11 protein-coding genes and 1 pseudogene are annotated in these 16,449 nt (G+C 38.5%); 5 read left to right on the forward strand and 7 right to left on the reverse strand.

The window, feature by feature from the left end; all coding sequences use genetic code 11:
* Nucleotides 1–160 precede the first annotated feature (160 nt).
* Genes PLA12_05510 through PLA12_05520 form a run of 3 tightly spaced genes read left to right on the forward strand, consistent with a single transcriptional unit; the run spans nucleotide 161 to nucleotide 1,811 of the window.
* Entirely contained in the window at nucleotides 161–1,303 is a 1,143-nt protein-coding gene (locus tag PLA12_05510; GenBank protein HOQ31953.1) for an ImmA/IrrE family metallo-endopeptidase, read from the forward strand.
* Between the two features lie 41 nt (nucleotides 1,304–1,344).
* Complete coding sequence (locus tag PLA12_05515; GenBank protein ID HOQ31954.1) at nucleotides 1,345–1,506, forward strand: DUF4411 family protein; 162 nt, start codon at nucleotides 1,345–1,347, stop codon at nucleotides 1,504–1,506.
* A gap of 17 nt (nucleotides 1,507–1,523) precedes the next feature.
* Nucleotides 1,524–1,811, forward strand: a complete 288-nt coding sequence (locus tag PLA12_05520; GenBank protein HOQ31955.1) for a DUF4411 family protein — start codon at nucleotides 1,524–1,526, stop codon at nucleotides 1,809–1,811.
* Nucleotides 1,812–1,885: 74 nt separating this feature from the next.
* Here PLA12_05520 and PLA12_05525 read toward each other — a convergent pair whose 3' ends face one another.
* The 5 genes from PLA12_05525 to PLA12_05545 form a co-directional block, all read right to left on the reverse strand.
* Nucleotides 1,886–2,878, reverse strand: coding sequence for a pectate lyase (locus PLA12_05525; GenBank protein HOQ31956.1), 993 nt, complete (start codon nucleotides 2,876–2,878; stop codon nucleotides 1,886–1,888).
* A gap of 9 nt (nucleotides 2,879–2,887) precedes the next feature.
* Nucleotides 2,888–4,135, reverse strand: a complete 1,248-nt coding sequence (gene amrB / locus PLA12_05530) for an AmmeMemoRadiSam system protein B (protein HOQ31957.1) — start codon at nucleotides 4,133–4,135, stop codon at nucleotides 2,888–2,890.
* 52 nt (nucleotides 4,136–4,187) lie between these two features.
* On the reverse strand, nucleotides 4,188–5,495 hold the full coding sequence (locus tag PLA12_05535) for a sigma-54 dependent transcriptional regulator (GenBank protein HOQ31958.1): 1,308 nt from the start codon (nucleotides 5,493–5,495) through the stop codon (nucleotides 4,188–4,190).
* Nucleotides 5,496–5,552: 57 nt separating this feature from the next.
* Entirely contained in the window at nucleotides 5,553–6,890 is a 1,338-nt protein-coding gene (locus PLA12_05540) for an ATP-binding protein (GenBank protein HOQ31959.1), read from the reverse strand.
* Nucleotides 6,891–6,981: 91 nt separating this feature from the next.
* Nucleotides 6,982–7,335, reverse strand: a complete 354-nt coding sequence (locus PLA12_05545; GenBank protein ID HOQ31960.1) for a hypothetical protein — start codon at nucleotides 7,333–7,335, stop codon at nucleotides 6,982–6,984.
* A gap of 352 nt (nucleotides 7,336–7,687) precedes the next feature.
* On the opposite strand from PLA12_05545, the gene PLA12_05550 reads away from it, so the two are divergent.
* Nucleotides 7,688–9,532, forward strand: coding sequence for a helicase-associated domain-containing protein (locus PLA12_05550; protein HOQ31961.1), 1,845 nt, complete (start codon nucleotides 7,688–7,690; stop codon nucleotides 9,530–9,532).
* Between the two features lie 105 nt (nucleotides 9,533–9,637).
* On the opposite strand, the gene PLA12_05555 is transcribed toward PLA12_05550, so the two are convergent.
* Nucleotides 9,638–12,079 carry a PASTA domain-containing protein gene (locus PLA12_05555; GenBank protein HOQ31962.1) on the reverse strand — a complete coding sequence of 814 codons (2,442 nt, stop codon included), beginning with the start codon at nucleotides 12,077–12,079 and terminating at the stop codon, nucleotides 9,638–9,640.
* Between the two features lie 113 nt (nucleotides 12,080–12,192).
* On the opposite strand from PLA12_05555, the gene PLA12_05560 reads away from it, so the two are divergent.
* Nucleotides 12,193–15,588, forward strand: a complete 3,396-nt coding sequence (locus PLA12_05560; protein ID HOQ31963.1) for a hypothetical protein — start codon at nucleotides 12,193–12,195, stop codon at nucleotides 15,586–15,588.
* 85 nt (nucleotides 15,589–15,673) lie between these two features.
* Here PLA12_05560 and PLA12_05565 read toward each other — a convergent pair.
* Nucleotides 15,674–15,901, reverse strand: a pseudogene (locus PLA12_05565) (tRNA 2-thiouridine(34) synthase MnmA).
* Between the last annotated feature and the right edge of the window lie 548 nt (nucleotides 15,902–16,449).

Genomic DNA, 16,449 nt, shown 5'->3' on the forward strand with positions numbered 1-16,449 from the left:
TGAAAAAATATTTACATATAAAACCGCATCAACCTGATATTGAATAGATAAGTTATAATAAATGAGTGGTTTTAAAAACAACCACATACGATTTAATAAGAAATACATCACTTGATTTATAATTTAAATAGTGATAGTAATTAATTAGAGTTAATTAGAGATGAAGTCTATAAAAGTAAAAAATTATAACGAAAATGTTTTAGAACAACTCAAAATAAGTATGCCCCAAGAGTGGAAAAAGGCAAGCGATAAATTTGCTGGTATTGAAAAATGGATAGAAAAAAAGAATTTCCCGACATACAAGCAGTTAAAAGAACTTGCTCACATTTTTCATATCCCTTTCGGATATTTCTTCTTAGAAGGACTTCCAGAAAGAAAATATCCCATTCCTCATTACAGAACGACAACAGAAGATAATATTAATTTTCAACCTTCTCCAGAACTATTAGAAACTGTAGAATATATTCAATTACTTCAAGACTGGGCAAAAGAAATATTAATAGACTGGGGGCATGAACCCCTACCCTTTGTTGAAAAATATAATATAAAAAGCAATATAAGCGATATTGTAATAGAGTTAAAGCATGTCTTAGAAATGCAGGACAATTGGGCAAAATCTATTGATACATGGGAGAACGCCTTCAACTTTCTTATACAAAAAGCTGAAGAAGCAGGCATTTTTGTTGCAGTAAATGGTGTTGTAGGAAATGATACTCATAGAAATCTTGATGTAAATGAATTTAGAGGTTTTGTCCTTTGTGACAAAATTGCTCCTTTCATTTTTATAAACAATCAGGATGCTATCTCTGCCAAAATATTTACTCTTATTCATGAAATTGTCCATTTATTCATTGGAGAGAGTGCTTCGTTTGACCTGAGAAATCTACAGTCTGCAGATAATGAAATAGAGCGGTTTTGTGATAAATGTTCTGCAGAGTTTTTAGTTCCTACATCTGAAATAGAACGGGTAAAACAAATAGATATAGATATTGAAAATTTAGCTCACCAATTCAAAGTCAGTCAAATTGTTATTGCCCGAAGATTATTAGATACAAATAAAATTAGTAAAGAGCAATTTTTAAATTTTTATAATGAGCATATTAAAAAAGAACGAAGAAAAATGGCCTGCAATCAAGGAGGAAATTTTTATAATACAGCGATAAGAAGGTATGGTAGAAAATTTATAGAAATTATAAGTATAGGGATAGAATCTGGGATTATCCATTATAGAGATGCATACCCATTAACAAGACTAAAACCTGCTACTTTTGAAAAAATAAAACAAGAGGTACTGAGTACTTAAAATATGTTTTAGATGCCAATGTATTTATCACTGCTTCAAGATTGTATTATTCCTTTGACTTCGGTTCAAAGTTTTGGGATTTTTTATTAGACAATGCAGAAAATAACAAAATCGTTAGCATAGATAAAGTGTATGAAGAAATAAAACAAGGAAATGATGATTTAAAAAATTGGGCTGATGAAAAATTAAAAAATATTTTGTAAATACTCAAAATGAAAATGTGCTAAATACTTATGCAGAAATTGTAGGATGGGTTTCTACACAGAAAAGCAATGTTAAAGAGAAATATAAATATAATGAACCTGCAATAAATGAGTTTATGAAAGAAAATAATACAGACACATGGTTAATTGCTTTTGCTAAAACTTACAACTACATTATTGTTACAAATGAAAGTTTAAATCCTTATATTAAAAAGAAAATACCAATACCTAACGTTTGTAAGCATTTTAATATTCAATATGTTAATATTTTTGAAATGCTTAGAAAACTGAACTTCAAAATTTAGAGCAGTAAAATATATCTAAGTTCATACTCGAGAATTATATAATACTTCTTCTTCCATAAAAACATTCCTACTGCTTACGGGATGTTTAATTTCTTAATATCGGTGATAGTTGCGCCTGCATATTTTTTGATAATCTCTTCTAATTTTTCTGTTGGGATTATGTTTATTTTATAAGGGGGATTAAAGGCGGTTCCTTTTCCTTCTGTGTTCCCTGTTACGGATACAAATTTATTGTTTGAGGCACTCACCGCAGTAAATGTTTTTTGGGATAAATTTATGGGCTCTTTGACATTTATAAACAAATTATATTCAATTCTCAAGTCTGCTTCCATACCTGCCAGAATACAGTAATCATTCCCTGCACTTGTATAAAGGTTGTTTACAACATGCACCTGTCCAAAACGAACCCGGGGCATACGCGATTCTACTCCCTCTGCCCACCAGTTATATACCATAGTAACTTTCAATTTCCCTTTGTCGGATACTTTCTCATCCGAATTACCGATAAGTGTTGACAATTTATGATTTGTCGAAGCAGAAGTATAATGGAATTTACACCATGAGACGGTGGTGTAGTTGGAGCCATTAACAATATCAACATTCCCGTCCTGCCCATCGTATATGTCCAGGTGGTCTAACCATACATTGGTTGAATTATCAATGGTAATGCAGTCCGGACCGTTCACATCAATAGCACCCGGGCCTTCAATGGTTAAATTTCGAATAATAATATTTTTTGCGTCTCTAATATAAAGGCTCCCTTTCAAAAGTGCCTTATCCAATCCAATAATAGTCTTGTTCGATTTTATTTGTATCTTTGTAGAAAGACCTACACCTATGGTTCCACTTAAAAGTATTGTTTTGGGTTCTTCCGAAGAAGCCAAGCTCTGAAATTCTTCTACTGTTCCAACTGTAACAGGTTGGGCTTTTCCTCCACCGGTTACACCTCCATTTTCTGAAGCCCATCCCGGTGCCGTAAGTAGGTAAATCAAATTATCATACGACAGGCATTGCAAATGACATACAATTCCGAAGAAAAATAAGAGCACGAGAGTTTTTATATTCATCTTTATACCTCACTCAAAGTAAGCAATACTTGAAAAGGAGACAATACCGCCGATAGGGTCCGGGGCTTGTCCATAATGTAAAAATTCGGCACGCCGAGCCTTCCCTTGTATAATTTTCAGTATAGAATACATGGAATATAAACCACATACCCGACGACTGTTTTTATCCTTCATGACGGAACGAAAAAATGAGTCCGGCTCTATCGTTAAAGCCATTTTTATATCTTCATCATCGCGTTTCTTTACCTGATTTCGGACATCTTCGGTAATATCAAACAAATCCCCAAATCGTTTCCCAATATGTGCCCAGTCGGAAGCAGACAAAACCAATACCCGTTCACCACTTTCTTCTATATATCGGACACAGGCTTGTAGAAATTGTTGCACTTCCGGAACATCCCCCGGTAACATTTCTCCATCCTCTGGAATAGAAGCACATAATACCGGCACTATCTGAATATCTGTGCCAAATAGATAATTCAACATCAATACCTGAAACTCAATGGAATGTTCCATGCGATGCATAATTTCGGATTTGAAGGGGTCGAAGGGTAAATTTTGGGCTAAATAATCAACACATTCTTGATGCGTCTTTATCGTTCCTAACGGTGTGCTGTAATGTTTTCGTGTCAGAATATAGGGTGTTTCCCCTCCTTGATGACTAACTCCAAAAATAATAACCGTATCGGGCTTTTTACATTGATACAGCCTATAGTAGGCATGGGCATACCCCAAAGCACCCCGTTGAAAATCAATATGCGGAACAATTAATCCGACCATGCACTCCTCAGAAGATTGCTGCTCATCGGGTAGAGGTCCCGGTCCCCCTGTCCGCGTAAAAATACCGGACAAAAAAGCACCCAATTCATGTTTTGCAGAGGAATACGACTGACCTGCATGATAAGGGAGACGAACAACTTGCTGTAAAAAAACCTGCTCGGTTTTATTTTTAATTTCCTCAAATCGTTCATTAAGCAGGAACCCATGCTCATCAAGGAATTCAACAATTCGTTCTATCTGTTCGCGAGGTATCAAAGCCCCTTGAAATTCACGCGCAAACTCCAATTGAATATCCCGCAAGGTATGATTTCCGTCTAAACATGCGGCGATAAAGAACGCGGCGGGTGAAAGTGTAATTTCGGTGTTCACATATCCCAGCGGGTCATGAAGACAAATTAAGGTTTGTCCTTGATGATGAATGGGAAACGCCTCTATATTTCTTAAAGGGGGGTATGGTTGGTGCTCATTGATATTCATACATTATCCTAAAGAAATAATTTTAACAGACCTATCTTCATTATAAAACAAATTATAGCCCGTATGCCCGTAATTTATATATAAGGGTGCGTCTACTAATTCCCAAAATCTCTGCAGCACGCGTTCGATTTCCCCCTGCTTCTTTTAAGGCGTTAAGAATAGCCTCCCGTTCCAACTCATCCAATCGTAAGGTAGAAGGACTTTGAGGTTCGTCCCAATCTGAGTAATTTTGAATAAGGTCTGGGAGGTCTTCGGGCATAATCATAGGTCCATTCGCAAGAATAGCGGAACGCTCCATAGCATTTCTTAATTCGCGAACATTCCCAAACCACGGATAGCGAAGGAGTAATCTCTGCACCGAAGGAGATAAAGTCTTATTATAGGGTTTCAAAAATAATTCCGCCAGAGGGAGTATATCATCTATCCGTTCGCGTAAAGGAGGAACATGTATGGTAATCACATGAAGACGATAGAACAAATCCTGACGGAATTTTCCCTCCTGAACCTCAATTTCCAGATTTCGGTTGGTTGCAGAAATAATACGCAAATCCACCTGTATATCTTTCATCCCACCAATCCTTCGAAAGGGTGCCCCTTCCAGAACACGCAATAGTTTCGGTTGAACCGATAATGGCAATTCTCCCACCTCATCTAAAAAAAGCGTGCCCCCATGGGCTTCTTCCAATTGCCCTTTTTGTTGTGTTATAGCCCCCGTAAAAGAGCCGGTTTCGTGACCGAACAAGATACTCTCCGCAAGTGTTTCCGGCAGATGTGTGCAATCCACAACGACAAGAGGTTTTGTTTTCCGTTCGCTGAATTGATGAATAAGCCTTGCTATCCATTCCTTCCCCACACCACTCTCCCCAGTAATAAGCACTATAGCATTTGTAGGAGCCACACGAAAACAGTCCTGAACCACTTTTTTCATAGAATCGCTATAACAAACAAAACCTTCCGGAAGGTTGCCGTATTCTATATTTTCTGACAGATGTATCCCCACCTGTTCCTGTATGACCTCAACTAACTCATCCAAATCCACAGGCTTCTCAAGGTAATCCACCGCACCCTGTTTAATTGCCTGCACCGCATCACGAACATCAATGAAAGCAGTTAACAAAATAACAGGTATTTCCGGAAATTGAGACTTTATCTCAGGCACTTTTTCCACACCGTTTGCGTCTGGCAGACGGACATCCAAAAGAATGAGATTCGCATGCCCCAAAAGCGGCTTTGCATCTTTATAATTAGCCACAGCAAGAACAGAAAAACCGGCACGCGTTAAATATCGAGAGAGCAAATCCCTTTGAGCATTATCATCATCAACGATTAGTATTACTTTTTCTGCATTTTCTTTTTTCATGGGAACAACAAAGGATACTTTATCTTTATATTTCAATCATCATACTACAAATACCCATCATCTGTTAATTCGGCGTATATTTGAAATAGTCACCTTGGTCCCTTTTCCTTCTTGAGATTGGATAGAAAATTTCCACCCGTGCAACAAAACAATTTCATTCACAATACTCAATCCAAGACCTGTCCCCCCTTTCCGTCTGGAGTAATATGGCTTTACAACATTCGGCAAATCCTCTACCGAAATACCGACACCTGTATCTATAATATGAAGGGCAATGGAATTATCTGTTGGCTCAATACGAAGGATAATTTTATCCCCTGCGGAACACGCTTGCACCGCATTCAGAAGAAGATTTAACAAAGCACGACGAAGATATTCGGGATCCGCTTCTATCGTTACATCCATTCCTTCCACCTCAATTTTAATCCCTTTATTTTTTATATCCGTATCTATCAGATTTAATAACTGTTCAATGAGAGGTTGTAAGGGAATAGCCTTCCATTCAGGAGCATGTGGATGTGTTAGTTCTAAAAAGTTATTTATCTGACGAACAGAACGGTCTGTCTCATCAATAATCTTACTGGCATATTTATACGCATCCGAAGTCGGCTCTACTTCTTCCTGTATTGCTTGAGCAAGTCCTCGCACAATACCTAACGGATTTTTTGTCTCGTGTGCCAGGCCTGCCCCTATCTGGGCTAAATGTTCGTTATACTTTGCTTTTTCTCGGGCTAATTTAAGGTCATAAGCATACGATTCCTTTCGTTGATACAAATCCAAAACGACAAATCCTAATATACCTATCCCGACACTTAACAGGGCAAATATCCCAAACCGAATAAGAGTTAAAACATTCATTCCCTGCAACTCCTGAGTATCCAGACAAACTACCAGAGAAAAAGGACCTGTTCCCCATTGACTCCAGGGAATCATACTCTCATTGGCACATGTCGGGTCGGGACATACTGCCATTCCATATCGGTGTTGCCTCCCTTTCTGAAGTTCCTCCATAGAAATGGCTTGTGATAAAAAAACACATTCTTTATCCCAATAAATACGATTTCTTTTTGCAATCTCATTTATATGTGATACGGAAGTTTCACCGGCACTGGCGATTATTTTACCTTCATGATTGAATAACGCTACATATAAAATACCCGGGGTTAATGAGGCACTATTTATTATTTCAACAACCCGTTGGGCACGATAACAACCCATCCGCGTTTGAAGAGATAAAGAGGAGGAAAGGATTTTTATTAGTGTTTGACCCCGCTCAATAAAAACCTGCTGATTATATTGTCGCTCCCGTAGAAAAGAAATTAAAAGAATAAAAATAATCACCCCAATAATAACTGCTGTAAAAATGAAAAGTAATTTTCTATTTTGCCAAATCATATATTCGTCTTAAATATTCACTATTCCTATATTATAAAATGAAGGCTTGCTCTTTTCATTAAAGAGCAAGCCGACAAGTTTTCATCGTTCCTTACTTACTTGCAGGGCAACACCTTCTATTGCATCTTCCCCTACCATTACCACAGGGGGCATTAGGGTTTGGGCAATTATCACATCTGCCATCATTATTGGCATCTACAAAGTTGCCACAGCATTTCCCTGTCCCACTTTTGCAGGATGCCGTACATGGGCAATTATCACATCTGCCATCATTATTGGCATCTTTGAAGTTGTCGCAAACACCATCGCCATTCTTATCCACATAGCAATTGGCTTTACAACAACCCCTCTGACCACCCTGTCCATTCCCTTGTGCCATAGCAAGACTACTCAGCACCAGGACGATTGCGAGTACGCTCAGCGTAAATACGAGTTTCTTTTTCATATTTTTTTCTCCTTCTTGTTAAGGTTTGTTTAGTTTCTTACCATATATTAGCAATCCTCATGCCATTATACTATAAACGACTTACAGCAAATCTCTATGCAAAACTTGCACCTTTCACAAAAAACTCTGCAATTTTTGCACAGCATATAAAGATACGATGAACCGAAATACTCCCTGTGTAAAAAAATATATAAATCTGTTACCTATGTCATACAGGTCAACAAATTATCTTTTATGAATGTCCTTCTTTTCTCAATTGTTGTTCCTGATTTGAACTAACGGAGCATTTCCTATATAATGTTATGTTCAATTGGTGCAAGGTTAACTGTATTTTGAAAAGGTCCGCAAGTTGATGCGTTATAGTTATAATCTATTGTCTGTCTTTGAAGGGATGGATCAAACATCATTTTATATGGCTCTTGAACTGTCTTTTAACATTCGGGGAGGACTTACAAGCCGCTATTTATCCGCAAAACTTGAAACCTCAGAAGAAACCATCAACTATATTTATAGTCTTTATCCGAAGCTCTTCTTTTTTGATTTAAATCGGATAAAAGTAGTTCCGGAAGCCCTGCCTGTTATTCGTAGAGTGCAGAATAATCTGAATAGCCTTGGGGATGTGAATTCTATTTATAAATCATTACAAAATTATTCCAATTCGGAACGTAGGGAATTAGAAAAGAAATTAAAGATAAATCGGGTAATTGGATGGATGTCATTAGCCAGCGAAATTATAGAAACCTTATACAAAACACCGGAATCGGTTCTGGAATATGTTGCGGGTTATTCTTTTTCTGACTTAGCAAAGGAAATTTTTGATTTCTTATGGCAAAGTAAAACAGGGATTGTTCCTATTCAACAGATACGGCAAAGGTTTGCGAACTATAACAACATAGAAATTGAAGAAGCATTAGAAGAATTACTCAACCAGTTTGTCCTCTTTGAACTTTTCCGTTTTAATGGACAAAGCAGATTAAATCGTTTTGTCAGCATCCTTTCCGAAATTCGACATCATAAAGAACAGAAAAAAGAAATCAAAGAGAGATTAAAACAAGCAATCACACCTGCCAATGTTAAAATAAGCCGTATTGAGAGTTGTGGTATCTCATTAGCAGAACGGATATCGTCCCTTCTGGCGAAAGTTGCCGTATCTCCTTTACATTTAACCCCGTCCGGGCAAATTACTCGTTTGGACGAACAACGGATTTCTCGTGATGAACCTGAAAATGCTTATCCCCCTATCGAAACACTTGTTTGGCTGGCTGAAAAAGCAGGATTGCTGGCTCAGGTAGATAATACACTCCGAATTGTAAACCTTGAAGAATTAGTAAATATGTCTTTTACGGAAAGACTTAAAAAGATTTACAAAGCATTTATCAAAGATGACGAAAAACTTTCCTCATTATCCGCAACCCTTCTGGAATTGCAGACATTAAAGCCTTACACATGGTACTCTTTAAATGAATTTGGAAAACGAGTTTATGCTCGTTATTGCGAATTGTCCCATTATACATTAAAACAGACAAAGGACAATTTCTGGGAATATTCAACTTCGGGAGAATATTGCGAAGAAAAAGACTGCGCCGTTTTTATAGAGAACACACTCTTCTGGTTTGGCATTATTGAACTTGGCTCTGCAAAAAAAGAACGATTTTTCCGTATCAGCGAAATTGGGGAATTTCTCCTATTCTCATTAGAACCCACGAAAAAGTTAAAAGAAAAATACATCAAAAAACATGAATGGATAGTCCAGCCCAATTTTGAAATTATTGTTCCCACAGTTAATACCGACCCCCTACAACTAATCTGGATAGAACTATTTGCTCAGAAGAAAAGCAATGGCGGTCCTGTTTCTATATATTCGATTACCAAAGAATCTTTCTTAAAAGGATTGCAAAGCGGTGCTGACCCTAATCAATTCATTCAACACTTAATACAGAATGCCCGCAAACAGCAAATCCCGGACATAGTTATCTCAACAATAGAAGATTGGCTGCATACGGTTAAACGTGTAAAAGTTCGCCCTGTTATTTTAATAGAAGCCCCGGACTCCGTCCTGATTGCAGATTTATTACACCGCAAGAAACTTTCCGAAATACTACATCCGATTTCACCAAATCAGACAGCCTATGCTCGTGGAATACTTTTATCCGAAATTAAGGCACTTCTCGAAAAAGAAGGATTTGTTGTGGAGTAAAAAGAAAAGAATAAAATCAATCCTCAACGACAGTATTGATAAACCCACGAGCCCACCGATACTTTTCAAAAGGTGGCATAGTCATTTTTGCCTGTGTGTCTTTTCTTAAATGCCGGGGCAATAGCCATCTTCACCATCAAGGCATGCATGATATCCCCCGTAATTAAAAAATTGGATAAGTCGTAATAACTCACTTAAACCGATTGCCCAATCCTGCGGGTTATAATCGGAACTGTGGGGAATACAGCTTTTATCCCCATTAATCCCGGGGATATATCCATCTTCAGACATTTCATTCGGAAGTGCACAATGGTAGCCATTGGAGTTGAAAAACTGGATTACACGAAGTAATTCGGATAAGTTTATTTGCCAATCACCATTCGGGTCTGCACTATGCGGAGGTTTTTCTCCTTCGCCTTCCCCTTCTATACCCTCAGAAGAACCTTCTACCGAACCTTCGGATATCCCTTCTCCCTCTACGAAACCTTCTAATATACCTTCCCCTTCAACACCCTCAGCAAAACCTTCTACCGAACCTTCGGATGTCCCTTCTCCCTCTACGAAACCTTCTAACATACCTTCCCCTTCAACACCCTCAGTAAAACCTTCTACCGAACCTTCGGATATCCCTTCTCCCTCCACAGAACCTTCTAATATACCTTCCCCTTCAACACCCTCAGCAAAACCTTCTTGTGTCCCTTCACTACAAGGTCCCGAAGATATTACAAAATCAATGGAACTATTAGGTGGCACTTTCTCCCCTGCTAATGGGGATTGGCTAATCACTATACCTTTTCTTATAGAGGGATGACATTGCTCAGTAATATCACCCACAGTTAGACCTGCAGAAATAATTATGTTTTGTGCCATAGTCTGACTGTATTGCACGATGTTTGGAACTTTTATCAGACATGGACCGATGGAAACTATAAAGTTCACCTCAGTCCCCGGCGGAACCTGAAGTCCTGCCTGTGGATATTGGTTTATTACCCTATTTGCAGAAATGGAATCATCACACTGTTCCGTCACGATACCTACTTCCAATCCAGCATTGGCTATCATATTTTCTGCATCTATACGAAATTGCCAGATTATATTCGGCACAAGAACGGGACAGGGACCTGATGAGACCACAATATCAACCGTGCTACCCGGAGGCAGGCTTGTCCCTTCAATAGGATTTTGACTTATAACTCTTCCTGCTTCCACTTCATCATTACATTGCTCCGTTATGCTACCTAATAGTAATCCTACGGATGTCAATGCCGTTTCGACTTCTGCTGTGGTCATACCTATCACATGGGGAACAGTTATCGGGCAAGGTCCCGTAGATAATACAAGGGATACAGAACTTCCTATTTCCACTGTAGTGCCTGCGGGTGGGTCCTGGTTAACAACATAGCCTGATGGATATTCATCGTTACATGTTTCTGTAATATCTCCCACGGTTAACCATGCTTTTGTGATGGCAGCGGAAGCCTCACTTTGTTTAATTCCTACCACATGGGGTACCTGTGATTTGTCTGTAAAGATACACCGAACATAGCGATGTTTATCCATCGAAAAAGCACATCTCGGATAGGTCGCTGACATATCGCCAAAGTCGCCTTCCCAGCGAAGAAATTTCCAACCTTCTGTCGTTTCGATTCTTTCACAACGGATATATGTCCATTCAAGATAAGTATAGGAATACAAACCCGGTGTAAGTATGATAGGGTCTTCGAAGCCCTCCTGAAGAGAAACATTTCCATTCCCTATAATTTCTAATGTTAAATCGTAATACGGTTTTGGGATAAATACCGCAGTAATATCTCGGTCCTGGTCCATCAGCAATTGGAGCAGTATATAACTATTGGGGTCGTTCTCCCCATAATCTCCTTCCCAGTGTTCAAATCGCCATAATGGGTTGGTTTGATATGTAACTATATTTACATAAACATCGCTGGAATAACGATGTGGGTTTCCAAAAGGACCCGGAGTAGTTCCCCCTTCACCTACGATATTAACATTTAATATATGTCCCATGCTGGTAAATCGGGCATCAATACTTTTATCACTGTCCATTACTATCTGTATAAACTCACTTGAACCTACTGCATCGCCTGACCAACCCCCAAAATAAACACCTGGGGTGGTTGCCACACTAATATCTACGGTTTGTCCCGAAGGATATTCATGAACACCCGGCCCAGGAAAAGTCGTGCCTGTCGCATCTCCACTATGCGTTATTGTTAATCGAAATGTTGTTTTCGGAGAAACATTGTTGACTGTTTTCGTTTTGTTCACATCAACTTGAGCATAAAGATTTGCTCCTAAAAAACTTTTTTCCCAATTGCTGAACGACAGGCCTATGTTTGGAATATCATTAGCAAAAGTAGTTGTATTCAAATTAGAACGATACATCTTTAAATCCGAGGAAAAAGATATTCGGTCTCTAACATTTGTGTCAAATTTATAAAAAGTCCTTTCCTCTGCAAATAATATGGGTGTCATAAAAAGAGACAGCAGAAGTATAATCAAACACCCCGTATAATTTTTATTCCACATGTTTTAATATCCTGTGTTATTTTTCTTGTTTTATCAATTAAAAAATTTACATGGTAAAGCCTAACATAATTATACTATCCTTTTGTATAAATTCATTAAAAAAGGTTATATTTATGAAGTATTTATTATTAAGATTGTCTTTGATAATTCCTTCTCTTCTCCTATTATCGGGAAAGGCTTTATGTATAGAGCATACCCCAAAAGCCATTATCTTATATACGGAGGCTAACTCCGAATGGGTTTCTGTAGGGAATAAGGTCTCCGCTGTTTTGAGTAATGGGTTATACCCAACAAAGGATATGCCCATAGAGGAATTTCTTTCTAATCAGGATATTTTAAATAATACAGATTTACTGGTTATTGTTCCCGGTTTCTCTTTACCTTCTTTGACAGCACCTTCTATCATGGAATTTATCAAACGAGGTGGGGATTTAATTGCCTTCGGTGTGCCTCTCTGGAACAATAACTATATCTGGGACGGCAATCGTTGTATAAAACCTATGCAATTTGTTCAGGAACATTTTTCCTCATTAGTCCCCAATTCATCTTTTATCACGGAAGAGAATATAAAAGACTGGCAAAGAGAGAGCAACCATCGGCAAGCACCTGTAATTTTCGAGTATCAGTCTTTGAAAGATATTGTTCCGAACCAAACATTACACGGTTTTCATGTTTCTACCATAGATATGAAAGGCTGGGATATCTTTGCAACCCCAGCTCTGGAAAATCCGTTTCCAAATAATTATCAGGTTACGGTTTTCTTTGCTAAAGGGAGTAAGGCAACGGATTATCTAACTATCGAATGGCGTGAGAAAGACGGTTCGAGATGGATTACCTCTGTGCCTTTAAGTACGGATTGGCAGTTTTATGCATTGACGCCGGACAGGTTTAAGTTATGGGAGTTTCCTTCGCGGGCTGGCACCTCATTTAACCCTCAAAATGCTGTTAAGGTTTGTATCGGCTTGACAATGAGCCATTCGCCTATTGCTGGCGGAAGGCATGAATTTTGGGTTGCAGGTTTAGGAACAGCACCAATAACACCCCAACATCAAATACTCCTACAAACGACAGACCTACCTAAATTAGAACTGTTTTATCCAGAATATAAATTTTATACTTCAAACGATGTTCGTTCCATTTCAACAGATACAGAGTTAGCATTAAAAGAATTGGCAATGTCTGTCCCTAAACAGTTTTTATTAATTCACCCTCGACCTCGTGGAGGAGGATTTGATAAGCATCGCTCATGGCGATGGATACCGTTAATACATGCATGGGGAAAGAAAAAGGATTATCGGGGAACTATCTCTGCGATGATGATATATAATGATGAGCCTTATAAAAATTCTGTTCAAACTTGCTTCGCTATTCAAGAGCCAGAATGGTATCTGGATAAACAATTTATAGATTACTTTTCTGAATGGGCAAAGAAATTACGAGGGGGCACTTTCCTTATTGATGGGGGTTGTGCCTATTACACGGTTTTTCCAGAACAGGCGTTACCCATGGGGGCTACTATTTATTCAACATCTGAAACGGATTATTCAAATGCGAGTATTCAGTTATTATTACGAAACCACAAAGGGAAATTGCTATGGAAAAATGAAACGCCTATCCAACTGAACAAACAACAAATATCTCGCATTGCAGAGAATATCCCTTATCCACAAACAGCGGGGAACAATATTCGTGTGGAATGTTATCTTATAGTGAATGGAGAAAAGAGCGATTATGTATATCATGAGTTAAATTGCTGGAAACCACGAACGAAAAAAGAGTTTATTAAAATCAAAAATGGCGATTTCATCTATCGTGGAAAACGGTGGTGTCCCCATGGTGTAAATTACATGCCTTCATCAGGGATAGGTGTGGAATGGTGGCGTTATTTCGAATATTGGATGGGAGCAGAGGCGTATGACCCATGGATTATTCAACGCGATTTGCAGCGAATTGCAGGAATGGGAATGAATTCCATCAGTGTATTTCAATACCACGATGTAATGAAAGACCAGAACCTCCTCGATTTATTATATCGAGCAGACCAGTTAGGTCTGAAGGTCAATCTATCTTTACGACCTGGCACTCCATTTGATTTTGAGTGGGATAAAATAAAGGAAATGATTAATTATTACCGTTTATCGGAGCATGATGAAGTGTTTACCTACGATTTAGCATGGGAACCTATGTTCCCGGGACATGAAGGCAGAAAACGATGGGATAAACAATGGTCAACGTGGGTTGTTGAGAGGTATGGCTCTATTGAAAATGCAGAAAAGGATTGGAAATATCCCATCCCCCGAGATGAAAATGGAAATATTACAAATCCTAAAGACGAGATGTTGACAAAAGATGGTGAATGGCGTGTTATGGTGTGTGCTTACCGCCGTTTTCTGGATACCCTGCTATACGAATATTACAATCGAGCGAGAACTTTAATCCATTCTGTTGATACAAATCATGCTGTAAGTTTCCGCATGACAGAAGGGTCAAATCCTACCAACAATGGGGCAAATCCACTTCCGTATGATTGGTATTACTTATCGCACGCCGTGGATATATTAGAACCCGAAGCCTACGGCAGAATTGGAAACTGGGAAATGGTAAAACCCGGCTGGTTTCAGGTAAAATACGGCTCGTTTTGCAATCCCGATATCCCCTTATTCTGGGCAGAGATAGGGTATAGCGTCTATCGGAATAATGAAGAGCAAACTCATCGTGCATTAAAATTTCAAGCAGATTATTTCAGAGATTTTTATCAAATGCTATACAGAAGCAACTCCGACGGTGTTTACTTCTGGTGGTATCCCGGCGGGTATCGTGTAAACGAGAAAAGTGATTTTGGAATTATCAACCCGGATGGAACTTATCGACCTGCCACCGCGGTTATAAAAGAACATGCAAAAATTTTCCATAAACAAAAATCTCAGCCTTATGATTGTGAAATAAAAATTGACCGTGATAAAACCTCTATGGGTGTCGCGGGCATTTATAACGATGTAAAAGAAACATTCTGGCAATTAATACATGAAGGGAAAAATCCCAAATTAGTTAGTGAAGGGACAGAAACAAATTCAAAAAATTGTCCTTTATTAGCAATAGGAAATGTCCCGTGTAATAATAGCAATCCACCCAAATATTTAGATGCCTTTTTTGACTCCGTAATATGGATAGATGGTAAAGGAGAAAAAGCAATTGGCAAAGATGATACACTTCAACTGCCGAATGAGACCGAAAAAGTAAAGTTAAGAGTAATATGCACCAATTTAGGGGAGGCAGAATGGATTTGCGGCTCAGAACAAAACCTTTCAGAAGGTAATGTCTCTTTACTTATTCATACGGAACAAAAACAGCAACGAATTCCGTTACAGAAATCATTAAAACGCGGAGAAACTACCGAATTCTACTTCGAGATACCTGCAAACAAAGAAGGTTCCATTCAATTGACTATGGAAAGTTTCAATCGCACCCTTTTCGGCCCTAAATTCACATTCAGAATCCAAAAAAATTAATACGCTCAATATACCTTTTAAATTTTTAATGTTAATTTCTATATAGACAAACATCCGATACCCATGAATAAACCTCTATCGCGGTTTATCTCTCGACGGAGTCTATGGTGCCAGCACCTAAAACAATATCGTTATCATAAAAAACGGCAGTTTGTCCCGGCGTAATTGCTGATTGGAATTCGTCGAAGGTAACACGAACTATTTTTCCGTGCTCGTTGGCTTTCTCTAATTGTGCTGATGCGGGTTCATGTCGAAGCCGTATTTTACAACGGATTTTCATAGGTATATTAGGTGCGTTAGGAGAAGAAAAACGAAAAGAATCTACAGCACACTTAAATTACCTAAGCCCCTGTATGTCTATAGGTGAATTCTCTCCCTATGGAAAAGTGGTTATCAAAAAAACAAAAAGCAATTTGCTATAAAAAAATCCCGAATATAAAATAGGGTGATTACCTATATAAATCCACCAAGAGGTTGGAGGTTAAAATGAATGAAATTCCATAGAGACGAATAATTATTCGTCTCTACTATACACCGTGCTATAGGCCATTCCCATCTCCTTACTTGCTCTATGGGCGGATACTTCTAACTCAAATAACTTTACTAACATTAACAGCCATACATAAGTAAGTCGAGTCTTTTCCAGAACACTGCCTCGCCTCGGTAATCATTTCCGACAACAGGCATAGCATTTATAGATACATCTCCTTATCTAACCGACCTGTTCGGAGGAGAAAAAAGGGCAGGTAGTATAAGTTTTAAGCAATCCCAAGGCTTGCAGGTACCTGCAAGCCTTCTCTTCATCGGCTGCCTTCTTGGCTACTTCCATAATCTCCATGCTCTTTCCTCCTATATCTATTT

It is taken from the genome of Candidatus Hydrogenedens sp. (assembly GCA_035378955.1).
Lineage (GTDB): Bacteria > Hydrogenedentota > Hydrogenedentia > Hydrogenedentales > Hydrogenedentaceae > Hydrogenedens.

Excerpts from the sequence above, each read along its gene's own strand:
- PLA12_05510 (HOQ31953.1), top strand. The coding sequence starts at position 161 with ATGAAGTCTATAAAAGTAAAAAATTATAACGAAAATGTTTTAGAACAA.
- PLA12_05525 (HOQ31956.1), bottom strand. The coding sequence starts at position 2,878 with ATGAATATAAAAACTCTCGTGCTCTTATTTTTCTTCGGAATTGTATGT.
- amrB (HOQ31957.1), bottom strand. The coding sequence starts at position 4,135 with ATGAATATCAATGAGCACCAACCATACCCCCCTTTAAGAAATATAGAG.
- PLA12_05535 (HOQ31958.1), bottom strand. The coding sequence starts at position 5,495 with ATGAAAAAAGAAAATGCAGAAAAAGTAATACTAATCGTTGATGATGAT.
- PLA12_05540 (HOQ31959.1), bottom strand. The coding sequence starts at position 6,890 with ATGATTTGGCAAAATAGAAAATTACTTTTCATTTTTACAGCAGTTATT.
- PLA12_05545 (HOQ31960.1), bottom strand. The coding sequence starts at position 7,335 with ATGAAAAAGAAACTCGTATTTACGCTGAGCGTACTCGCAATCGTCCTG.
- PLA12_05550 (HOQ31961.1), top strand. The coding sequence starts at position 7,688 with ATGCGTTATAGTTATAATCTATTGTCTGTCTTTGAAGGGATGGATCAA.
- PLA12_05555 (HOQ31962.1), bottom strand. The coding sequence starts at position 12,079 with ATGTGGAATAAAAATTATACGGGGTGTTTGATTATACTTCTGCTGTCT.
- PLA12_05560 (HOQ31963.1), top strand. The coding sequence starts at position 12,193 with ATGAAGTATTTATTATTAAGATTGTCTTTGATAATTCCTTCTCTTCTC.